The sequence below is a fragment of the Metabacillus hrfriensis genome (assembly GCF_030127205.1).
Lineage (GTDB): Bacteria > Bacillota > Bacilli > Bacillales > Bacillaceae > Bacillus_P > Bacillus_P dongyingensis.
Genome location: NZ_CP126116.1, coordinates 3,599,441 through 3,620,080, shown reverse-complemented (window position 1 = coordinate 3,620,080; position 20,640 = coordinate 3,599,441). Strand labels below are relative to the sequence as shown.

The following is a 20,640-nucleotide window of genomic DNA, read 5'->3' as shown; positions in this document are numbered from 1 at the left end:
CGCGAATATTTGTATCACGGAGTTGTTGGTATGGGAAATCGAATTCCCGATGAAATAATCGATAAAATTCAGCAATCGGCAGACATCGTTGATGTTGTCAGTGAATATGTTCAATTAAAGAAGCAGGGAAGAAATCATTTTGGGCTTTGCCCATTTCATGGCGAAAAATCACCATCGTTCTCCGTTTCACATGATAAGCAGATCTACCATTGCTTTGGATGTGGCTCCGGCGGGAACGTCTTTTCATTCTTGATGCAAATTGAAGGCTATTCATTTGTTGAAGCAGCTTCGGCACTCGCTGATAAACTGCATATTGATCTTCCGGATCAGCTTAACGCAGTTCAGCCAAAAGATGCAAACAGCGATGATGAAAAAATGATCGAAGCACATGAACTGCTGAAGAAGTTTTATCATCATTTACTAGTAAACACAAAAGAAGGGCAAGCTGCCTTCGATTATTTAACAGCAAGAGGGTTTACCAAAGAAACAATTGAACAGTTTGAAATTGGCTATGCTCTTGATTCCTGGGATTTCGTCGCCAAGTTTTTGACTAAACGGGGTTACAATCCTGAGATGATGGAAAAAGCAGGGCTGCTTGTTAAGAAAAACTCCTCTGATGGATATCTGGACCGTTTTCGCAATCGGATTATGTTTCCTATTCTGGATCATACCGGCCGGACCATTGCATTTTCAGGGAGGGTGCTTGGAAAAGAACAGCCTAAATTCCTTAATAGTCCCGAAACACCTATTTTTAACAAAAGCAAAGTTCTTTATAATTTTCATCAAGCTAGAGTACATATACGAAAAAATCAGCAAGTTGTCTTATTTGAAGGTTTTGCAGATGTTATTTCTGCTGTACGTTCAGATGTGCAGCATTCGATTGCAACGATGGGAACATCACTGACAGAAGCTCAGGCAAAAATCATCAAAAGAAACGCCGGAGATGTTATAATCTGTTATGATTCTGATTCTGCAGGACTTGAAGCAACATTAAGAGCTTCTAAAACACTTGCTGCTGCCGGCTGCAAAATGAGAGTTGCCGCGCTGCCTGATGGAACTGACCCTGATGACTACATCCGTACATTCGGTGCAGAAAAGTTCAAAAAAGATGTAATAGGGGCAAGCATTACGTTAATGGCTTTTAAAATGCAGGTTTTCCGCAAAGGAAAAAATCTTCAAGATGAAGGACAAAGACTGCAGTATATAGAAGACATACTGAAAGAACTCAGCCTCCTTGAAAATCCAGTGGAAATCGAACTGTATTTAAAACAGCTGTCCGGAGAATTTTCATTATCGATGGATGTTCTGAAGAGTCAAATCCAGGATAAAAGAACAGGCCAAAAGCCTGAGCGAAAAAAGGAGCAGCAGAGCGCTCCTGTCCAGCATGTGATGAAACCTGCGCAAAGAAGGCTTCTGCCGGCATTTCATAATGCTGAAAGACTTCTTATAGCGCATATGCTGCGCAATAGGGACATTGCACAAAAAGTGCTTGACCGTATAGGACTTCAATTCAATATAGAAGAGCACAGAGCGATCATTACGTACTTATATGCTTATTATGAAGATGGAAATGAAGCAAATGTCAGCTCGTTTCTTAGAAAACTGCCTGACAATCAGCTTCATCAGTTTGTTTCAGATATAGCTATGCTCTCGGTAAATGAAGAAATATCTGAACGGGAGCTGTCAGATTATATTAAACAGGTGTTGAATCACCAAAATTGGTTAATGATAAAAGAAAAAGAAGCTGAAAAGCATGAAGCAGAGCGCCAAAAGGATTTCGTCAAAGCTGCCAATATCGCCATGGAAGTCATAAGGCTTAAGCGCGATCTTAAATGAGGGCTGACGAATGACTGCGCAACACGTAGAGATTCATTGAGGCTAATCGGTTTCATAAATCATTTAGCACATTCACATAAATCATTAATTGCAAGAGTTTGGAAGGAGGGGATCCAATGGCTGATAAACAAACCCATGATTCTGAATTGACATTGGAACAAGCAAAAGACCAATTAACTGAAATCGGAAAAAAACGTGGAGTTTTAACATACGAAGAGATTGCTGAGCGCATGTCTGGCTTCGAAATTGAATCAGACCAAATGGATGAGTATTATGAATACCTTGGCGAGCAGGGCGTTGAATTAGTTGGTGATAATGAATCGACTGATGATCCTAATATACAGCAGCTGGCGAAGGAAGAAGAATTTGATCTAAATGATTTAAGCGTGCCTCCAGGTGTTAAGATTAATGATCCTGTCCGTATGTATCTGAAAGAAATTGGCCGGGTAGATCTTTTAACCGCAGATGAGGAAATTAAGCTTGCAAACCGCATTGAAGAAGGCGATGAAGAAGCGAAGAGAAGACTCGCAGAAGCAAACCTTCGTCTTGTTGTAAGTATCGCTAAAAGATATGTCGGCCGTGGTATGCTGTTTTTGGATCTTATCCAAGAAGGCAATATGGGCTTAATGAAAGCTGTAGAGAAGTTCGATTACCGCAAAGGATTTAAATTCAGTACCTATGCTACTTGGTGGATTCGCCAGGCTATAACAAGAGCCATAGCTGATCAGGCAAGAACCATTCGTATTCCGGTCCACATGGTTGAGACAATTAATAAATTAATTCGTGTTCAGCGTCAGCTTCTTCAGGATTTAGGACGTGAACCATCTCCGGAAGAAATTGCAGAAGATATGGATTTAACTCCTGATAAAGTAAGAGAAATTCTAAAAATTGCTCAAGAACCGGTATCTCTTGAAACACCAATTGGTGAAGAAGATGATTCACATCTTGGAGATTTTATTGAGGATCAAGATGCAACTTCTCCTTCCGAACATGCTGCTTACGAGCTGTTAAAAGAACAGCTTGAAGATGTACTGGATACATTGACTGACCGTGAAGAAAACGTTCTGCGTCTTCGTTTCGGACTGGATGACGGCCGTACAAGAACACTTGAAGAAGTAGGGAAAGTATTTGGCGTTACTAGAGAACGTATCCGTCAAATTGAAGCAAAGGCACTTCGTAAGCTGCGCCACCCAAGCAGAAGCAAACGATTAAAAGATTTCTTAGAATAGAAAGCGGACTTTTAGTTCGCTTTTTTTGTTTATTTATTTTTGACAGCGTTAACAACAAATTTCATATTACATCATCTTTTCATTTATTTTACTTAATTGTTATTTAATTTGCAAATCACCCTCATAAAATTTTACGCCTAACTTTGCACCATTTCCGTCATTTTATCTTCAAAATTTTATGCATAATTCCTTTCTTTTTCTTAGAAAAAACCTTGAAATTACTGACAAATACATAAGAATGTATTCAAAATAAGGGGAAGTTTTTTACAAAACAAAGTAGAACAAAAATATTTTTTCATTAAATAAAAAATTTAAAAAGTTGTGAAAATAGAGCATTTCACTTTATAATTTAATATGTAAGCGTATTCAAAACGGAGGGATAAAATGAATTTTGAACTATCACAAGAACAGCGCATGATTCAGAAAACCATTAAAGAATTTGCAGAAGAAGTAGTTGAACCAGGAGCTTATGAAAGAGATAAAACAAAGCAATTTCCAGCAGAAATTTTTCAGCAGCTTGGTGAAATGGGAATGCTTGGTCTGCCATTTTCGGAAGAATACGGCGGAAGCGGCGCAGATACGATCAGTTTCGCGATTGTAACGGAAGAACTAAGCAAGGCATGCGGTTCAACCGGCATTACATATTCAGCACACATTTCATTAGGCGGATCTCCGATTAATATGTTTGGTACAGAAGAGCAAAAAAGAAAGTATCTTTCAAAAATCTGCTCGGGAGAATCAATGGGCGCTTTTGGTCTGACTGAGCCAAATGCAGGGTCGGATGCAGGGGGCACACTGACAGAAGCTGTTGAGAGGGATGGGCAGTTTACTATAAATGGTAACAAGTGTTACATTACGAATGCATCTTACGCAAAATTTCTGGCTCTGACGGCTATCACGGATCGCTTAGAAGGTAAAAAGGAGATAAGCGCCATTATTGTCCCAACTGATGCACCGGGGTTCAAAGTAATAGATAATTATGAAAAGATGGGACTTAATTCATCTAATACAACTGAATTGATATTAGAAGATGTTGTCGTTCCAGCAGAGAATCTTCTTGGTAAAAAGGGGAATGGCTTCAGGCAGTTCCTCATGACATTAGATGGAGGAAGAATAGGAATTGGTGCTATGGCAGTCGGAATAGCACAGGCAGCTTTTGAAAAAGCATTAGCTTACTCAAAAGAAAGAAAACAATTCGGAAAAACACTAAGTGAGTTCCAGGCCATTCAATTCAAGCTTGCAGATATGGCAATGAAAATCGATTTGGCACGTACAATGGTTTATAAAGCCGCCTGGTTAAAGGATCAGGGAAAGCCATTTACGAAAGAAGCCTCTTTTTGCAAGCTGTTTGCATCCGAGATGTGTACAGAAGTGACAAATCAGGCCATTCAAATTCACGGCGGCTATGGCTATATGAAAGAATATCATGTTGAACGATATTTGCGTGATGCTAAATTGCTTGAAATCGGCGAAGGCACTAGTGAAGTTCAGCGGATGGTTATTGCAAGACAGATTGGCTGCTGACGATTAAAAAAGGAACTTCATCTTTATTGATGAGGTTTTTTTGACTAATTTTTGAAAAATAGTCCAACTTATACAATAAGTCTTTTACTTCCTCAAATTTTGAAGTAAAATAGAGATTGTTTAAATCTATCGTTTACCTGCATTTCAAGATTTTTACATAAGGGAGGTTACATAATGAATCGCAATCCACTTATTCCATTTGCTTTAGTTGCCGTAATCGGAATCGGCCTTATGTTTTTCTTATCTATTAAAGGGCTCGGCGATATGAAAGAAATGGCTGGAGAAGGTAAAGAGGAAGATAAATCGGAAGAAGTTGCAAACGCTTCACCAGAGGAAATCTACCAGCAAAGCTGTATTTCTTGTCATGGCGAGAATTACGAAGGCGGTGCTGGTCCAGCTCTTAAAGGAGCTGGGGACAGGCTCGGCGTTGACGGAATTAAAGAAACGATTAAAAATGGCCGGGGAAACATGCCTGCCGGTTTAGTTCCTGATGAAAAACTGGACGAAATGGCAGAATGGGTTTCTAAAGTCAAATAGTTCTTAAACAAAAGAGTTAAAATGATCCGTTCCTTTTGAACGAAAAAGAAAAGTCCTTTGCATCTGCGGAGGACTTTTCTTATTATATAGAGAGATCTAATTAAAAGTACATAAGAATGTGGTGGTTTAAAATGAATGATGTTAATTTATCAAAAAGGCTGAAAACAGTAGCTGATTATATACCTAAAAACGCTGTGCTGGCAGACATCGGCTCAGATCATGCTTACTTGCCCTGCTATGCGATCTTAAACGGACTGGCAGCTTCTGCTGTTGCAGGTGAAGTAGTCCAGGGACCGTTTCAGTCTGCAAAGAAGCAAGTCCAAAAAAGCGGACTGGAGGACGTCATATCCGTGCGGTTAGGAAGCGGGCTCGATGTCATTGATCCTAATGAAGCAACGTGCATAACGATTGCAGGAATGGGCGGGGCATTAATTGAAAAGATACTTGAAGCCGGAAAGGAAAAATTAGCAGGAGTCAAGCGTCTGATTCTCCAGCCTAATATTCATGCACATCATGTAAGAAGATGGCTGCTTGAAAATGGATGGGAACTGGTAAATGAAGAAATATTAGAGGAAGACGGCAAGATTTATGAGGTTCTTATTGCTGAAAAGGGTGAGCCAAAAGCTCCTTACCAGCATACTTCACTGCAAAAAGGTTTACTTGTGGGTCCTTTTTTGATGAAAGATAAAACAAAACCGTTTATAAAAAAATGGACCCAGGAGATCGAACATTTCAAAAGGATATTAACAAGTATAGAAAGTGCGGCAGTGAGCCCCGGGAATGAAGGGAAGAAAAGAGAGCTTCACGATTTGATTGCAATGCTTGAGGAGGTTACCAGAAAATGAGTAAAATACCTAACGGCTACGAAATCATCCAACTGTTTGAATCGTTTTCGAAAAAAGAATATGCCATGGAAGGCGATAAGATCGGCCTGCAAATTGGAACGTTGAATAAACCGGTTCACGGTGTATTAGTCGCCCTCGATGTTCTCGATGAAGTAGTGGATGAAGCAATAGAAAAAAATGCGAATTTAATTATCGCCCATCATCCGCCAATATTCCGTCCTCTTAAAAATTTAGCAACGGATCAGCCAGGCGGAGCACTGCTTGAAAAATGCATTAAACATAATATTGCTGTATATGCGGCACATACCAACTTAGATGTTGCAGCCGGTGGAGTCAATGATTTACTTGCAGAGGCACTTCAATTAACGGACACAGAGGTTCTCGCTGACACCTATCTGGAGGAAATGAAGAAGCTGGTCGTCTATGTACCTAAAGACCATGCGGACGAAATAAGGGCTGTTCTGGGACAATCAGGTGCAGGCCATATTGGTATGTACAGTCATTGCACATTTTCATCAAATGGAACAGGAAGCTTTCTGCCTCTTGAGGGAACAGATCCTTATATAGGACAAGCAGGAAAAATTGAGTTTGTGGAAGAAGAAAGAATTGAAACGATCATTCCGGGAAGTAAGCAGCGAAAGATTGTTTCCGCTATGCTAAAAGCTCATCCATATGAGGAACCTGCATTTGATATTTATCCAGTTGAAGGGCAGGGCAAAGCTTTAGGATTGGGACGCATAGGCTTACTTGGGCATGACATGACATTGTCTGAATTTGCCCGGCATGTGAAAGAATCGCTCGATGTTCCTTGTGTAAGAATGGTAGGAAATAAGGATGCAAAGATACGGAAAGTTGCTGTGCTCGGAGGTGATGGAAATAAATACATCCATCAGGCAAAGCGTAAGGGGGCTGATGTCTATGTTACCGGGGATCTTTATTATCACGTAGCCCACGATGCCATGATGATGGGCTTAAATCTGATTGATCCAGGACACAATGTAGAGAAAGTCATGAAAAAAGGGGTAACAGATTTGCTTCTTTCTATGTGTGAGGAAAAGAAATTTGAAGTAAGTATTTTCCCTTCAGAGATTCATACAGATCCATTTACATTTGTTTAATTAATAAACCGCTGGTGTTGATCCCCAGCGGTTTTGTTTTTCTTTATTTGACTGCTTTTACTTTAGGCAGGATTTTTTGAAGAGGAACATTATGTTCAATGTTCCATGTCAGACTATTTTCCGGATCGTACTTTTCAAGGAATTGAATGACTTCTTTTGTAATTGGTGTAGGAGTTGAGGCTCCTGCAGTAATCGCGACTTTTTTAACACCTTCAAACCATGTTAGTTTTATTTCGCTTATATCTGATACTCTGTATGCTTTTGTTCCGGCAATTTCTTCAGAAACCTGTGCAAGACGGTTTGAATTGTTGCTCTTCGGATCTCCAACGACAATTGTCAGGTCAGCATCTTTTGCCTGCTCTGCAACAGCCTCCTGCCTTACTTGAGTAGCCAGGCAGATTTCCTGATGATATTCTACATGAGGATACTTTTCTTTCACACGCTCCATAATGTCATATACATCCCATTGACTCATTGTTGTCTGGTTTGTGACGACAATTTTATCATTTTGGAAAGTAAGAGCATCAACATCTTCTTCTGTTTCTACTAAATGGACAATATCAGGTGCTACACCGACAGCTCCTTCAGGTTCTGGATGCGACTTTTTCCCAATGTAGATCACATGATAGCCCAAAGCTTTCTTTTCCCGGATTAAATCATGGGTCTTTGTAACATCAGGGCATGTTGCATCAAGAGTGACAAGGCCTTTTTCAGAAGCGATCTTCCTCACTTCTGGAGAAACGCCGTGAGCTGTAAAAATAACGGTGCCGTTTTCAACTTTTTCCAATATTTCCATACGGTTGCTGCCATCCAAAGTAATAATGCCTTCTTCTTCAAAAGCGTCTGTTACGTGTTTATTGTGAACAATCATGCCTAATATATAGATAGGCCTTGGCAAAGTTTTATCTAATGCGGCATTCTTTGCAATAACCATGGCATCAACGACACCATAGCAATATCCCCGCGGTGCAATCTTAATAACTTCCATTGAAGGGTCCTCCTAGAGAGAAGTTCGAGAGAGAATATAAAAAAGCCAAAGAAAAAGGCTTTTGGCTCTCGTAATCTCTTATTATTATAGCGGAGACTGCAGTAGAATACAAAGAAGAATGTCAAATATACAGCTTTGGAGCAGATACGCCTTTTACAGGAGCTGCTTTCTCCATTCCTTCTTTTACTGTCTTCTTAGGTGATTCAATTACAGCTGTGTCTGCATCAGACTGTGCTGAAGCGGAAACGTCGGACGCGGTATTTGATTCATCAGATCCTGTGCTTTCTTCAACGCTTGACCCTCCGCCTTTTAATTCACTGTAAATTTTAATCATGGCAGGCAGATTTCTGACAAGCGGGCCATATTGCTGAACCATAGGGGTGACCTGCTGAGCCATGCCGAGAACTTTCTGTACGTTTCCAAGCATGCTTGATAAATTGGCGGGATTGGTTATTCCCTGCAGACCCTGAGCTGCATTTGCAGCACCTTGGCCGCCTCCAGGCAAAAATCTTGAGAGAATGCCTTTGATGCCGCCGCCTCTTCCCATTGCCTGCTGTCCAAATTGCTGACCGCCAAATCCAGGCGGTCCAAACTGTGATGAAAAAGGTCCCATTTGCTGCCCAAACGGCTGGAAAGAACGAGTTGGTCCAAATCCCCTTGCTTGCTGATTTCCAAAAGGCTGGTTTGAAAACGGCTGACCGCCCATTTGCATTCTTCGAGGCTGGAATCCTCTAGAAGGCATTGGAGGCATAGGTCTTTGCTGAAACATGATGATCCTCCTTTAAACTAACGTGTATACTACCTACACAATATGCAGAATCTGCTTAAAGGTTTGCATGGTTTTAAGAATAGGCGGAATCGATTGGAGTTTTTCTCTCAAATCGTATATAATGTTTTGATGGACAACCGTGTCTTATTTTTTGGCTGTTATCGCAAGAATTGCTGCTCTTCATAAAAAGATGAATTTGAACATTCTTTATTAGGAAACCGTGCTCTTTTCTAATAAGGTGTATAAATGAAAACAGCAACAACTTAAAATGAAGCCTTTTATTAACTTACTCATCAAGGAGATGATGAACATGGAACAAACAAAGTTCAATCAGTTTCCATTTAAGCCTTTTATTATAGATGCTGTCAAAGCGCTGGGTTTTTATGAACCGACTGAAATACAAGCTCGCTTATTCCCTTCACTTTTAAAAGGGGAAACAGCTATAGGACAATCACAGACAGGCACAGGAAAAACGCATGCTTATTTATTGCCTCTTATTCAAAGGATTGATCCCTCAAATGAAAACGTACAAGTTGTTATTACTGCCCCTACAAGAGAACTAGCCAATCAAATCTACCAGGATGCTCTGCATGTTCTTAAATTTGCACCGGAAAATGAAACGATTTCTGCTAAATGTTTTATTGGCGGTACAGACAAGCAGCGGACAATTGATAAACTGAAAAGCCAGCCTCAGCTTGTCATCGGAACACCGGGCAGAATTAAGGATTTAATTGCCGAAAAAGCTCTTTTCGTTCATCAGGCAAAAGCATTAGTTGTTGATGAAGCGGATCTCATGCTTGATATGGGATTCATTGAAGATGTTGATAAAATTGGCGGCAATATGCCTGAAAAACTGCAAATTCTTGTTTTTTCTGCAACGATTCCCGAGAAATTAAAACCTTTCCTGAAAAAATATATGGAAAACCCTAAATTTACTCACGTTGCACCAAAGCAGGCAACTGCCAAGAAAATTAAACACGTGCTGGTGCCGCTGCGCCACCGTAATAAAACAAATCTTTTATTTGAAATGCTGAAAAACTACAATCCTTATTTAGCTATTGTCTTTACAAACACAAAGAAAAAAGCGGATGAGGTAGCGGACGGACTGATTGCAAAAGGCCTCAAAGTTGGACGCATTCACGGCGATTTATCACCAAGAGACCGCAAAAAAATGATGAAGCAAATCAATGATCTTGATTATCAGTATGTCGTAGCGACAGATTTGGCTTCAAGAGGCATTGATATTGACGGAGTAAGCCATGTCATCAATTTTGAGCTTCCAAGTGATCTCGACTTTTACATTCACCGTGTTGGACGTACGGGACGTGCAGACTATTCAGGTATTGCAGCGACGATCTATGAGCCGGAAAATGAAGATGCGTTAATAACCCTCGAAAAATTAGGGATAGAATTTGAAAATCAGGATCTCGTTGACGGCGAGTGGAAAAAAGTTGAGGACCGCAAACGAAGACAAAAACGCGTAAGGCCATCAGATGGCGTTGACCAAATGGCGAAAAGCAAGGTTAAAAAGCCAAAAGGTGTAAAACCTGGATACAAAAAGAAAATGACGAGAGAAATGGATGAAATTAAAAAACGTCAAAGAAGATTAAATCAAAAGCGCAAGTAGGAGGAGAATAGATGCTGAAAATAGGATCACATGTATCAATGAGCGGAAAGAAAATGCTGCTTGCTGCAAGTGAGGAAGCAGTATCTTACGGTGCGAATACGTTCATGATCTATACAGGAGCACCTCAGAATACTAGACGTAAAAAGATTGAGGAACTGAATATTGAAGCCGGACAGGCTCATATGAGGGAAAATGGGATAATTGATATAGTTGTTCATGCACCTTATATCATCAATATCGGCAATACAACAAATCCGGCAACATTTGAACTAGGCGTGCAATTTTTGCGATCTGAAATTGACCGGTCTCACGCACTTGGAGCAAAACAAATTGTGCTTCATCCAGGTGCTCATGTTGGAGCTGGATCAGAAGCAGGCATAAAAAAAATCATCGAAGGTCTCAATGAAGTTCTTGATAGAGAAGAAAATGTTCAAATCGCTCTTGAGACAATGGCCGGAAAAGGCTCTGAGTGCGGCCGTTCATTTGAAGAACTCGCACAGATCATTGAGGGTGTCACTCATAATGAGCATCTTTCAGTATGCTTTGATACGTGCCATACACATGATGCAGGATATGATATCATCAATGATTTTGATGGAGTCCTGCAGCAATTTGATTCCATTATCGGCCTGGATCGATTGAAGGTGCTTCATATTAATGACAGCAAAAATATTTCTGGAGCCCGGAAGGACCGTCATGAGAATATCGGATTTGGCCATATCGGATTTAAGGCATTGAATGAAATCGTTCATCATCCGCAGCTTGCAGATGTGCCTAAAATTCTTGAAACTCCTTATGTAGGTGAAGATAAGAAAGATAAAAAACCGCCATACCGTTTTGAAATTGAAATGCTGCGGGGGAAAGAATTCAATTCTGATCTGCTGGAACGAATCCGAAATCAGGCATAAAAAAGAAAGCTGTCGGAGTAATCGACAGCTTTTTAGCCTATAAACTGCTGAAACAATTGGTTCACTTGCTGTGCAGTGGCAGGCGAAGTAATCGCAGCCACCTTTTTTAATAGGCTGATGCGCTCTGCATCATTAAAGATATTAATGTTTTTGCCGCGGATGATTTTCACGATTTCCTGAGCCTGTGCTCTGTTGATTGAAAGGCTGTTCTGTTTGGCAAGCTGAAGCAATCCATCTGTATCCAATGAATTGAGTTTCTGGTTAACGATCTTTTGAAATAAAATCACGTACATACCTCCTTCACCATTCAATGTATGGTGAAGATTTAGGAAAAGTGCCTATTTTTTTAGTAATTGAATAGGATAAAATTTTTTAGCTTTAATGGCAAGGGGAAGCACAAGACACTTCTGTATGATCCTTATCATCTTAAATGATAAAATAGTATAAAATTTCGCGCATTGATGTTCAGCTCCTGCGCCTAAACTCCTCGGTCAGAACGGTTCAGCTATTCGGAGCTGAACAAGGCGCCTGCGCTTTTCTTTATGAGAGGGGAATCATTCAAATGACAAAAAAGCAGCATAAAAAAGAAAGTACAGGACGATTATTAACAAGACTGATTTTGATTATTATCGGTGCAGCGCTTGCAGCTGTTTCAATTGAACTCTTCCTTATTCCGAATCAGATTATTGATGGAGGGATAATCGGCATATCGCTGATTGTCGACCACATCACACCTGACAGTCTTTCGTTCATCAATTTTGGAACACTGGTCGTCATTTTAAATTTGCCGTTTATGTATTATGGTTATAAACAGATAGGAAAAACATTTATGTTATCATCGATTTTTGGTATAGTCTTTCTGGCAATCATAGAAAGCATGCTGCACCATGTTGAAGCGTTCACGGCAGAGCCGATTTTAGCTACTGTTTTTGGAGGGCTGATCCTTGGTGTGGGTGTAGGGCTGGTCATACGAAACGGCGGATCAATGGACGGAACAGAAATTTTAGGCATATTGCTTACAAAAAAACTGCCGTTTTCAGTAGGGGAATTTGTCATGTTTATTAATATTTTCATCTTTGCCTGGGCAGCATTTGTATTTGGAGCAGAGCAAGCTATGTATTCGGTGATGGCCTACTATATTGCTTTTAAAACGATTGATACTGTCATTCAGGGATTAGACGAAACAAAGGCAGTGATCATTGTTTCTGATTATTACGAAGATGTATCTGATGCTATCCTTCAAAGACTTGGTCGCGGAACTACAAAATTAAAAGGCAAAGGCGGCTATACAGATGACGAAAAGGAAGTCATCTATGTAGTTGTAACAAGACTCGAAGTGACAAAACTAAAATCAATTGTTCATGAAATCGATACAAATGCATTTATTACAATAATGAATACACAAGAAACAAAAGGGACAAATTTCAAGTCAGCAATTCATTAAACTTTTTTAGACTTTAAACATGTTTCTTGCTCTTTTCTATACAATCTTGTATAATCTCTATGTTAAAGATCAGACATTGGTTTCTGATCTTTTTTTACGAATTTAAATCGGAACGATTCTTAAACTAGAAGGTGAAACGAATGAATCAGCCTATTATTGATATCCGTCATTTATCATTCACATATGACCGTACTAAAGTGCTTGAAGATATACATTTTAAAGTAAGAGAGGGCGACTTTCTGGGATTAGTCGGACCAAACGGATCAGGGAAGACAACACTGCTGAAATGTCTTCTCGGTCTATTAAAACCTGATGAGGGAGAAATTTTGCTTTTCGGTGAAGACATCCGCAAATTTAAAGAGTGGTATAAAATCGGCTTTGTTTCACAAAAAGCTAATAGCTTTAATACAGGCTTTCCGGCATCTGTGTACGAAGTAGTTGCAAGCGGTCTGACATCTAAATTGGGTTTATTTAAAATGCTGAAACCGGCGCATCATCAAAAAGTAAAAGCTGCTATTAAGGCTGTTGGCTTAGATCAGCTGGCAAAACGAAATATCGGTGAACTATCAGGAGGTCAGCAGCAGCGGACATTTATTGCAAGGGCGCTTGTAAGTGATCCGAAATTGCTTATACTTGATGAGCCGACAGTAGGAGTTGATGCTCAAACAGTTCAGAGCTTCTACGAAATGCTGAAAAATTTAAACACTGAAATGGGGATTACTTTAATTCTTGTCACACATGATGTAGGGACAATTACAGATAAAGTAACACACGTAGCCTGTTTAAATAAACATTTGCATTTCCACGGAAATACACAGGAATTTGAAAGCCTGCAAAACTCTGATATGTCTGACTTTTATGGTCATTCTGTTCATGTATTAACTCACGATCACCATGGTCATGGGGGAAGGTAAAATGATAAATAGTATTCTTAATTATGAATTTTTACAAAATGCATTCATGGCAGGAATTCTCATCGGCCTGATTGCTCCGCTTCTTGGAGTTTTTGTAGTCGTTAGAAGACTTTCTTTAATAGCTGATGCCCTGAGTCATGTGACTTTGGCAGGAATCGCAGCAAGCTTGCTGCTTGAGAAAAAAGTACTTGGCATGTCGGGGCTGAATCCGATTTATTTAGGAATGGGATTTTCTGTGGCAGGGTCGTTATTTATAGAAAAGCTGAGAGCTGTCTATAAGCATTTTCAGGAGCTCGCAATACCGATAATTCTTTCGGCAGGAGTAGGGCTGAGCGTTATTTTTATTTCTCTTGCTGATGGATTTAATACGGATTTATTTAATTATCTTTTTGGAAGTGTCAGTGCGGTAACGAGAACAGATCTATGGGTGATTGCTGCCATTTCAGTTTTTGTCCTGATAGTTATTTTTGCCTTATTTAAGGAACTTTTTTTGCTGTCCTTTGATGAAGAACATGCAGCGGCATCAGGCATTCATTCTAAGTGGATTCACTTTATTTTCATTTTAACGGTTGCACTTGTGATAGCTGCTTCCATGAGAATCGTCGGCATTTTATTAGTATCTTCTCTGATGACGCTGCCGGTTGCAGCAAGTATCCGGATTGCCAAAGGGTTTAAGCAGGCAATATTCTTTTCTGTACTCTTTGGAGAAATCTCTGTTATTATTGGATTAGTGCTGGCCTATCAATTAGATCTAGCACCAGGAGGCACGATCGTTATGCTTTCAGTCGTCATCCTGATACTGTCGATACTATGGACCAAAATAAAAAGGGGTCAGTAAGATGAATGTTCAAGAAGCTCTTCTCCTTATGAAGGAAAAAGGATATAAGTACACAAGTAAACGTGAGGAAATGCTCGAATTATTTGCTCAATCAAATAAATATTTAACAGCAAGAGATGTTTTGGACAAAATGAAGGCTGACTATCCGGGATTAAGCTTTGATACCATTTACCGCAATCTTTCTTTGTTTGCTGAAATGGGTATTCTCGAAACAACAGAGCTTTCAGGGGAAAAGCATTTTCGATTTACATGTTCGACGAAACATCATCATCATCACTTTATTTGCCTGAATTGCGGCAAGACGAAAGAAATTGCCTCGTGCCCAATGGAAAAATTAAAAGAAAATTTAAGCGGATATGAAATCAGCGGACATAAATTTGAGATTTATGGCACTTGTCCTGAGTGCCATGTACAGATTGTTTAAGCTGTATAAAAAAAGCTTGCGAACGTGTTTCGCAAGCTTTTTTATTCTATTACCGGAGTACTGTACGTTTCTGGTAGGCATTGACCCAATCCCTTGCTTCAAGCCAATTTTTCACACGGATAACTCCTTTTGGGATAGGATCCTGATTATATGGGGTATTAAATAAAATAACGGGTATGTTAAATTCCTCGCTGATCATGCAGGCATTATCATGCTTGTCCTCAAAAAAAACATCAATATTGTTTTTTCTGACAGCGCCAAGTTTATCATGAGTGCCAATCAATTCAATCTGATGATAAAATAATTCATTGCGCTTAAACCAGTCAAATGTCACATCCTGCAAATGGCTTCTCCGTGCACTTATAAATAAAAGTTTATGGGTTTTCTTCCATTCATCCAGCACTAATTTTGCATCTGGCGCCATAGGTGCTTCTTGATAAATCAGCGGTTCTTGCTCATCCATCCATTTCCAAAAGTCCTCTTCAGAAATGTTAAGTAATTTAGTTAAATCATATTCCTTCATATCATCAAGCGTAATGTTTATGCCGAATGATTTGTTTAAATATGGAACGAATGTTTCAGGCGAAGTGACGGTTCCATCGATATCAATCCCTAATTGCAGCATCATGTACTCTCTCCCTTGCTGTCTGAACTATACTAGTTAGTGTATCATAATCCGTGCTTACAATCACAGTAATCTTTGACAGTTATACTCAAGGGATGTGCGGCTCATACTATAAATGTTCCTTTACTATATGAATGGAGGGATCACGCATGGCAGATGAGAAAAATTATGATTATCACGGAAATATTAAAGAATATGACCTCCGTGAAGATGAAGTTGGCTACAACAGACCAGATATGCGCGATGATTACAAAGAAGAAACAGCGGCTGAAATTGCAGCACCTGCAACATTGAGAAGAGATGCAGACCATGATCGTCGCGATGAAAAGGACGGGACAGTTGATGACGGACGAAGAATGGGCTATTTGGCCATCGTCCTCTCAGTCATTTCATTATTTATTTTCCCTGTTATTTTAGGAGCAGCAGGGATTATTGTAGGATTTATTGCACGCCGCAGAGGAGCAGAAGGGTTAGGCGGATGGGCGATCGGTATTGGTATCGTCGCATTAATTCTTGGAATATTTATTCTGCCCTTCTTTTAAGGAAATAATAAAACAAGCTTGGCATAAAATGCCAAGCTTTTTTATTGAATTTCTGCAGCTGCTTTTTCAGCTTCCTGTTTTGCATAATATTCTGCCGCGATTTTATCAATTTCTTTTTTCAATTCTTCAACCATTGTTTCTTCAGGCACTTTTCGGACAATTTGCCCTTTCATAAAAAGTAGCCCTTCTTTCCTTGCACCCGCAATTCCAATGTCGGCTTCCCGTGCTTCTCCAGGTCCATTAACCGCACAGCCTAAAACCGCAACTTTGATTGGGGCCTTAATCGTTGAAATATACTCTTCAACTTCATTTGCAATGCTGATTAAATCAATTTCAATCCGTCCGCAGGTAGGACATGAAATAAGTGTTGCTGCGTTCGAGGACAGTCCAAAGGATTTTAATAACTCTCTTGCAACTTTTACCTCTTCAACAGGATCAGCGCTAAGCGAGATGCGCAGAGTATTTCCGATGCCTTTGCTTAGGATGGCGCCAAGGCCTGCAGCACTCTTTACAGTGCCTGAAAAAAGGGTGCCCGACTCTGTAATGCCTAAGTGAAGCGGATAATCGAAAGCTTTTGCAGCTTTTTCATATGCTTCAATCGCAAGGTTCACATCAGATGCTTTCATCGATACGATAATATCGTGAAAATCCAAATCTTCAAGAATTTTAATATGATGAAGGGCACTTTCAACCATGCCGTCTGCTGTCGGATAACCGTATTTCTCAATAATACGCTTTTCTAATGAACCGGCATTAACCCCAATGCGGATTGGAATACCTTTTTCTTTTGCAGCTTTTACAACGGCTTCTACTTTTTCGCGTCTGCCGATGTTGCCTGGGTTGATTCTGATTTTATCTGCTCCGCCCTCAATTGCTTTAAGCGCAAGCTTATAATCAAAATGAATATCTACAACAAGTGGAATGTTAATGCGTTTCTTTATTTCTGCTATAGCATCAGCTGCACGTTCATCCGGACAGGCGACACGAACAATTTGACAGCCTGCTTCTTCTAATCGCAGGATTTCAGCGACCGTAGCTTCCACATCGTGTGTTTTCGTTGTTGTCATACTTTGGATGACTAATTCATTGTTTCCGCCAATTGTTAAATTCCCAACTTTAACAGGACGGGTTTTGGTACGATGTATGATTTCACTCACGTGTAAATCGCTCCTTAAATTAATAATCATGGTTCTATATTATCATGTTAACCATTTTTATCGATCAATGCGAGAAATTGTGCTTTCCCTCACATATTGTAACAGTGGATGCTTAATATTGACAAGAATTATGAAGCAACTTCTTTTTCATAAAGTGGAAATTTATATGTTTTTCCTACTTGAATCGTGTCAGCTTTTACACTTGGATTAAGCTTTTCAAAATCTTTCCTGATTTGATCAATGGGGACTGGAAATTGCTTATGAAGCTGTTCGACAATTGTAAGAACGGTTTCTCCCTGACTGATCTTTTTTTCGGTGTATGGCTTGGAACCTGAGGATTTTGTTTCTGCAGCAGGAGCTTCTATTGCCGCAAGAGGAGAGTTTATGGCAATCGTACCGCTGTTCATATCATAGTAGACGATATAGATCAGAAATATAAATAAAATGAAAATCATAAGACGCTTCAACAAAATCATCTCCCAGTAAATTCACGATAGTTATTTTTATGCTTGTCCCATTCAAATATGTCCTTTTTTTAGTGGGAAGAGGTAAAAAGTCCCCAGTTCCTTCTATAATATAGGTATTTTTTCATTAAATTAATGGCAGCTTTACATTTGCTTAATACTTATTTGGGATAATTTTCATAGATCTATGGGAAGGATGAAACAAATTGAAATTATCATTTATAAAATTAAAAGTTACTGAACCTCTTCTTTCTAAAATCAGTCTGCAGACGAGACTGCTGATACTTGTCCTGTCCTTATTGATTGCCTCTGTTGTGGCAGTGGGCTACACATCTTACGTAAAATCAGAAGCTGCGACTATGAATATTATTGAAGACCGCCTGCAGCGGGAGGTAAATACAACTGGTGAAATTGCAGGTAATTTAATGTTTGCCTATCTTGGGGAAGATGAAGAATTTTTAGAGAGATTTAACAAAGTTGTGCTGACGAATCAATCTTCAGAGCTCATTCAGGATGGACTGAGTGCTGACTTTTTTTTAGTTAAAGAAAATGAGGCAGCCCCATTTTCAGTTAGTGAAAATTCAAAAGTTGCTTTTTCTGATCAGCTGATCAGCGACATTATGGAAAAAGATAATGGGATTTTTCACAAAGTGATAAACGGAATAGACTATACATTGTCATTTAAACAAGTTCAAGAATTAAAAGGACAGTTTTTAATAGCGGTTCCTACACAAACATATATGAAAACAACAAGAGAACTTGCCGCTTTTACTGCTTGGACAGTTCTTTTAAGTGCAGTTATTACAACTGCCGTGCTTATTTTCGCGATTCGCAGTTTGACTAAACCCTTAGCAATGTTAAGAAAAACGATCAGGGAAGTAAGAGAGGGAGATTTAACAAAACATATCCATGTAGAAACATCGATTCCTGAAATAAATTCACTTATGAAAAGCTTTAACCAAATGATGACGCAAATGCAGAAGATGGTAGGAAACATAAATAATACTACAGGGGATTTGTCAGTAACGGGGGAGCAGCTCAGAGAAGCCACTGATGATGTGATCGTACATAATAGTCAGCTTGTTGAGGCGATAAAGATAGTAAGAGCTGGAGCTGTGCAGACAGCATCAAGCTCAGATCACAGCATTCATGCATTTGGCCAAATGAGAGACGAGCTAAAGGTTGTTTTTCAGGATATGGAATTTTTATTCAGCAGCGCCGCTGACATGAACCAGTCAGCATATCGCGGTGAAAAAAATATATCTCATATGATTCAGACAATGAATTCATTCGAACAGGAATTTGAAAAGATGACAAATACAATCAGGGGGGTAAAGGAGCACTCTTTATCTATTGCAAATGTAGTAATTATTATTCAAACCATTGCTGAACAGACTAAGCTTCTTGCTTTAAATGCAACGATTGAAGCAGCTCGGGCTGGCGAAGCTGGAAATGGATTCGCCGTGGTCGCGGGTGAAGTTAAAAAACTTGCTGAACAGTCATCAAAGGCGACAGAAGACATTACTAAATCGATCTTATCAATGGAGAATATATCTTCAAAAGCATCAAAGGAATTTGAACATATGCTCTCTAACATTCATTCCCATCTTGATGTGGCAGCCCAATCCAGAATATCATTTGATGAATTAATGATGGAGATTGATATCGTGAACAGCAGGCTGTCCGGCATGAAAAAGCATATTCAGCATCTAAACGGTTCTCTTCCTTTAATGGAAAAATCGGCAGAAAGCTTTGCATCTGTTTCTCAGGAAACCCTTGCGAGTGCTGAACAGATGCTCGCAGCTTCAGAAGAGCAAATTGCTCAGATGAACAGGACTCATCAAATAGGGCAAAAATTAACGGATTTATCCAGAAATCTTTCAAGTACCACAAAAGAATACAAAGTGAGTTAAAAAGCGAACCCCTTTGATAAAGGGGTTCGCTTTTTAAGTGTTTCATTTTTTTCTGGCTGCAGGAATTTCTTTTAAAGCAAGATACAGCATGATCAGGTTAACAAACCAGTTAACGAAAATTCCGCTCGGCACGGAAACTTGAAGAAACTCCATGATAAAAAAGAAAACAGTGGCAAGAGTAACAGCATATGCCGACATGACCCAAAGTTGTTTAAAATTAACGTTTCGCTTCAAACTATTTTTAAAAAGAATGCTGACTATAGCTAAAAAAGTAATTTCAATAAATTTAGAAGCTGCTGTAAATAGGAACAGCATGACAATGACAACACTCAAAACAATTGGAAGTACATTTTCAAATTGAGAGGAGTACTGGGATAAGTCTTCTTTTGTTAAAGTCATAGTATTCAGCATGGAATAATCATAGCTTTGAGCTTGGCCCGCAACTGCATAAACAAATTCATTTTTTAGAAGGCCAATTCCGTTTTGCTTATTTTCAATCTCGCTTGCTGTAAAGGCCCCAGTTGGATCGAAAACAATAAATAAATCATCTTTTTTAAATTCAAGCGGTTCTGCTGTTTCTGCAATTAGGGTGCCTTCCTCTATTTTAAAGTCAGGAAGGTCTTCCTGCAGGGTAGAATCCAATCCTTTCAACAGCCCTGAAATGCCGGTAGACATGTAGACCGCCATGGGGAGAGTCGCAAGAAGGGTTAGTAAAAACACATAAAGAATGGTTTTGCCTATTCCTTGAAATCTAAACATGGAAATCGACTTTGGAGAGTATAAACTTTTAGCAAACTGTTTAAAAATGTTCATTTATTACACTTCCTTCATTATAATCCAGCTTTCATTTTATACATCCCAGCAGAAAGAAACAAGGCTAAAGGTACAGTGTCTAAATTAATATTAAGAAATTGTAAATATTTAAGAAAATATGGCTA

The 20,640-nt window shown here is 39.4% G+C and carries 21 protein-coding genes; 14 read left to right on the top strand and 7 right to left on the bottom strand.

Features of this window, described 5'->3' with window-relative positions; genetic code table 11:
* Nucleotides 1-30 precede the first annotated feature (30 nt).
* From dnaG to QLQ22_RS17965, 6 genes are all read left to right on the top strand, one after another.
* Nucleotides 31-1,836 carry a DNA primase gene (gene dnaG, locus QLQ22_RS17990; protein WP_252207198.1) on the top strand — a complete coding sequence of 602 codons (1,806 nt, stop codon included), beginning with the start codon at nucleotides 31-33 and terminating at the stop codon, nucleotides 1,834-1,836.
* Between the two features lie 116 nt (nucleotides 1,837-1,952).
* Nucleotides 1,953-3,065 (top strand): RNA polymerase sigma factor RpoD, encoded by a 1,113-nt coding sequence (gene rpoD, locus QLQ22_RS17985; RefSeq protein WP_070875446.1) that lies wholly within the window; start codon nucleotides 1,953-1,955, stop codon nucleotides 3,063-3,065.
* 384 nt (nucleotides 3,066-3,449) lie between these two features.
* Nucleotides 3,450-4,589 (top strand): acyl-CoA dehydrogenase family protein, encoded by a 1,140-nt coding sequence (locus QLQ22_RS17980; protein WP_284015284.1) that lies wholly within the window; start codon nucleotides 3,450-3,452, stop codon nucleotides 4,587-4,589.
* 174 nt (nucleotides 4,590-4,763) lie between these two features.
* On the top strand, nucleotides 4,764-5,126 hold the full coding sequence (gene cccA / locus QLQ22_RS17975; protein WP_223436765.1) for a cytochrome c550: 363 nt from the start codon (nucleotides 4,764-4,766) through the stop codon (nucleotides 5,124-5,126).
* Nucleotides 5,127-5,257: 131 nt separating this feature from the next.
* Nucleotides 5,258-5,971: a tRNA (adenine(22)-N(1))-methyltransferase gene (locus QLQ22_RS17970; RefSeq protein ID WP_223436763.1), complete on the top strand. Its 714-nt coding sequence runs from the start codon at nucleotides 5,258-5,260 to the stop codon at nucleotides 5,969-5,971.
* Nucleotides 5,968-7,089, top strand: a complete 1,122-nt coding sequence (locus QLQ22_RS17965) for a Nif3-like dinuclear metal center hexameric protein (RefSeq protein WP_252207196.1) — start codon at nucleotides 5,968-5,970, stop codon at nucleotides 7,087-7,089. The genes QLQ22_RS17970 and QLQ22_RS17965 overlap by 4 nt, the downstream gene beginning before the upstream one ends.
* Before the next feature lie 43 nt (nucleotides 7,090-7,132).
* Here QLQ22_RS17965 and QLQ22_RS17960 read toward each other — a convergent pair whose 3' ends face one another.
* Both QLQ22_RS17960 and vrrA read right to left on the bottom strand, forming a co-directional pair.
* Nucleotides 7,133-8,077: a 4-hydroxy-3-methylbut-2-enyl diphosphate reductase gene (locus QLQ22_RS17960; protein ID WP_223436760.1), complete on the bottom strand. Its 945-nt coding sequence runs from the start codon at nucleotides 8,075-8,077 to the stop codon at nucleotides 7,133-7,135.
* 121 nt (nucleotides 8,078-8,198) lie between these two features.
* On the bottom strand, nucleotides 8,199-8,846 hold the full coding sequence (vrrA, locus tag QLQ22_RS17955) for a VrrA/YqfQ family protein (RefSeq protein ID WP_423246210.1): 648 nt from the start codon (nucleotides 8,844-8,846) through the stop codon (nucleotides 8,199-8,201).
* A 310-nt stretch (nucleotides 8,847-9,156) separates the two neighbouring features.
* Here vrrA and QLQ22_RS17950 point away from each other — a divergent pair, with 310 nt between their 5' ends.
* Both QLQ22_RS17950 and QLQ22_RS17945 read left to right on the top strand, forming a co-directional pair.
* Nucleotides 9,157-10,473, top strand: coding sequence for a DEAD/DEAH box helicase (locus QLQ22_RS17950; protein ID WP_223436755.1), 1,317 nt, complete (start codon nucleotides 9,157-9,159; stop codon nucleotides 10,471-10,473).
* 11 nt (nucleotides 10,474-10,484) lie between these two features.
* Complete coding sequence (locus tag QLQ22_RS17945) at nucleotides 10,485-11,381, top strand: deoxyribonuclease IV (RefSeq protein WP_284015283.1); 897 nt, start codon at nucleotides 10,485-10,487, stop codon at nucleotides 11,379-11,381.
* A gap of 32 nt (nucleotides 11,382-11,413) precedes the next feature.
* On the opposite strand, the gene QLQ22_RS17940 is transcribed toward QLQ22_RS17945, so the two are convergent.
* Entirely contained in the window at nucleotides 11,414-11,674 is a 261-nt protein-coding gene (locus QLQ22_RS17940; protein ID WP_423246209.1) for a DUF2624 domain-containing protein, read from the bottom strand.
* A 269-nt stretch (nucleotides 11,675-11,943) separates the two neighbouring features.
* Here QLQ22_RS17940 and QLQ22_RS17935 point away from each other — a divergent pair, with 269 nt between their 5' ends.
* The 4 genes from QLQ22_RS17935 to zur all read left to right on the top strand — a co-directional run bounded on the left by QLQ22_RS17935 (nucleotide 11,944) and on the right by zur (nucleotide 15,001).
* The gene (locus tag QLQ22_RS17935) at nucleotides 11,944-12,825 is read left to right on the top strand and encodes a YitT family protein (protein WP_252207193.1); all 882 of its coding nucleotides are present in this window, start codon (nucleotides 11,944-11,946) and stop codon (nucleotides 12,823-12,825) included.
* A gap of 140 nt (nucleotides 12,826-12,965) precedes the next feature.
* The gene (locus QLQ22_RS17930; RefSeq protein ID WP_223436748.1) at nucleotides 12,966-13,739 is read left to right on the top strand and encodes a metal ABC transporter ATP-binding protein; all 774 of its coding nucleotides are present in this window, start codon (nucleotides 12,966-12,968) and stop codon (nucleotides 13,737-13,739) included.
* Between the two features lies 1 nt (nucleotide 13,740).
* A complete protein-coding gene (locus QLQ22_RS17925; RefSeq protein ID WP_223436746.1) occupies nucleotides 13,741-14,577 on the top strand; it encodes a metal ABC transporter permease in 837 nt (278 codons plus the stop codon).
* Between the two features lies 1 nt (nucleotide 14,578).
* The gene (gene zur, locus QLQ22_RS17920; protein ID WP_223436744.1) at nucleotides 14,579-15,001 is read left to right on the top strand and encodes a zinc uptake transcriptional repressor Zur; all 423 of its coding nucleotides are present in this window, start codon (nucleotides 14,579-14,581) and stop codon (nucleotides 14,999-15,001) included.
* Between the two features lie 49 nt (nucleotides 15,002-15,050).
* Here the strand turns inward: zur and QLQ22_RS17915 are convergent, their stop codons facing one another.
* Nucleotides 15,051-15,626 carry a hypothetical protein gene (locus QLQ22_RS17915; RefSeq protein ID WP_223443554.1) on the bottom strand — a complete coding sequence of 192 codons (576 nt, stop codon included), beginning with the start codon at nucleotides 15,624-15,626 and terminating at the stop codon, nucleotides 15,051-15,053.
* A 149-nt stretch (nucleotides 15,627-15,775) separates the two neighbouring features.
* Between QLQ22_RS17915 and QLQ22_RS17910 the strand changes: the two genes are divergently transcribed.
* A complete protein-coding gene (locus tag QLQ22_RS17910; RefSeq protein ID WP_223436742.1) occupies nucleotides 15,776-16,168 on the top strand; it encodes a DUF308 domain-containing protein in 393 nt (130 codons plus the stop codon).
* A gap of 41 nt (nucleotides 16,169-16,209) precedes the next feature.
* Here QLQ22_RS17910 and ispG read toward each other — a convergent pair whose 3' ends face one another.
* Both ispG and QLQ22_RS17900 read right to left on the bottom strand, forming a co-directional pair.
* Nucleotides 16,210-17,355: a flavodoxin-dependent (E)-4-hydroxy-3-methylbut-2-enyl-diphosphate synthase gene (gene ispG / locus QLQ22_RS17905; protein ID WP_223436741.1), complete on the bottom strand. Its 1,146-nt coding sequence runs from the start codon at nucleotides 17,353-17,355 to the stop codon at nucleotides 16,210-16,212.
* 98 nt (nucleotides 17,356-17,453) lie between these two features.
* Nucleotides 17,454-17,792 carry a hypothetical protein gene (locus QLQ22_RS17900; protein WP_223436739.1) on the bottom strand — a complete coding sequence of 113 codons (339 nt, stop codon included), beginning with the start codon at nucleotides 17,790-17,792 and terminating at the stop codon, nucleotides 17,454-17,456.
* Nucleotides 17,793-17,995: 203 nt separating this feature from the next.
* Between QLQ22_RS17900 and QLQ22_RS17895 the strand changes: the two genes are divergently transcribed.
* Entirely contained in the window at nucleotides 17,996-19,702 is a 1,707-nt protein-coding gene (locus tag QLQ22_RS17895; RefSeq protein WP_284015282.1) for a methyl-accepting chemotaxis protein, read from the top strand.
* Nucleotides 19,703-19,744: 42 nt separating this feature from the next.
* Here QLQ22_RS17895 and QLQ22_RS17890 read toward each other — a convergent pair whose 3' ends face one another.
* Nucleotides 19,745-20,515: a DUF1189 domain-containing protein gene (locus QLQ22_RS17890; protein ID WP_223436736.1), complete on the bottom strand. Its 771-nt coding sequence runs from the start codon at nucleotides 20,513-20,515 to the stop codon at nucleotides 19,745-19,747.
* Nucleotides 20,516-20,640 lie beyond the last annotated feature (125 nt).

Bases quoted from the DNA above. Each gene is read 5' to 3' on its own strand.
- QLQ22_RS17945 (WP_284015283.1), top strand. From the start codon at position 10,485: ATGCTGAAAATAGGATCACATGTATCAATGAGCGGAAAGAAAATGCTG.
- vrrA (WP_423246210.1), bottom strand. From the start codon at position 8,846: ATGTTTCAGCAAAGACCTATGCCTCCAATGCCTTCTAGAGGATTCCAG.
- QLQ22_RS17940 (WP_423246209.1), bottom strand. From the start codon at position 11,674: ATGTACGTGATTTTATTTCAAAAGATCGTTAACCAGAAACTCAATTCA.
- QLQ22_RS17910 (WP_223436742.1), top strand. From the start codon at position 15,776: ATGGCAGATGAGAAAAATTATGATTATCACGGAAATATTAAAGAATAT.
- rpoD (WP_070875446.1), top strand. From the start codon at position 1,953: ATGGCTGATAAACAAACCCATGATTCTGAATTGACATTGGAACAAGCA.
- cccA (WP_223436765.1), top strand. From the start codon at position 4,764: ATGAATCGCAATCCACTTATTCCATTTGCTTTAGTTGCCGTAATCGGA.
- QLQ22_RS17950 (WP_223436755.1), top strand. From the start codon at position 9,157: ATGGAACAAACAAAGTTCAATCAGTTTCCATTTAAGCCTTTTATTATA.
- ispG (WP_223436741.1), bottom strand. From the start codon at position 17,355: ATGATTATTAATTTAAGGAGCGATTTACACGTGAGTGAAATCATACAT.
- QLQ22_RS17960 (WP_223436760.1), bottom strand. From the start codon at position 8,077: ATGGAAGTTATTAAGATTGCACCGCGGGGATATTGCTATGGTGTCGTT.
- dnaG (WP_252207198.1), top strand. From the start codon at position 31: ATGGGAAATCGAATTCCCGATGAAATAATCGATAAAATTCAGCAATCG.
- QLQ22_RS17925 (WP_223436746.1), top strand. From the start codon at position 13,741: ATGATAAATAGTATTCTTAATTATGAATTTTTACAAAATGCATTCATG.
- zur (WP_223436744.1), top strand. From the start codon at position 14,579: ATGAATGTTCAAGAAGCTCTTCTCCTTATGAAGGAAAAAGGATATAAG.
- QLQ22_RS17890 (WP_223436736.1), bottom strand. From the start codon at position 20,515: ATGAACATTTTTAAACAGTTTGCTAAAAGTTTATACTCTCCAAAGTCG.
- QLQ22_RS17935 (WP_252207193.1), top strand. From the start codon at position 11,944: ATGACAAAAAAGCAGCATAAAAAAGAAAGTACAGGACGATTATTAACA.
- QLQ22_RS17930 (WP_223436748.1), top strand. From the start codon at position 12,966: ATGAATCAGCCTATTATTGATATCCGTCATTTATCATTCACATATGAC.
- QLQ22_RS17915 (WP_223443554.1), bottom strand. From the start codon at position 15,626: ATGCTGCAATTAGGGATTGATATCGATGGAACCGTCACTTCGCCTGAA.
- QLQ22_RS17970 (WP_223436763.1), top strand. From the start codon at position 5,258: ATGAATGATGTTAATTTATCAAAAAGGCTGAAAACAGTAGCTGATTAT.
- QLQ22_RS17980 (WP_284015284.1), top strand. From the start codon at position 3,450: ATGAATTTTGAACTATCACAAGAACAGCGCATGATTCAGAAAACCATT.
- QLQ22_RS17965 (WP_252207196.1), top strand. From the start codon at position 5,968: ATGAGTAAAATACCTAACGGCTACGAAATCATCCAACTGTTTGAATCG.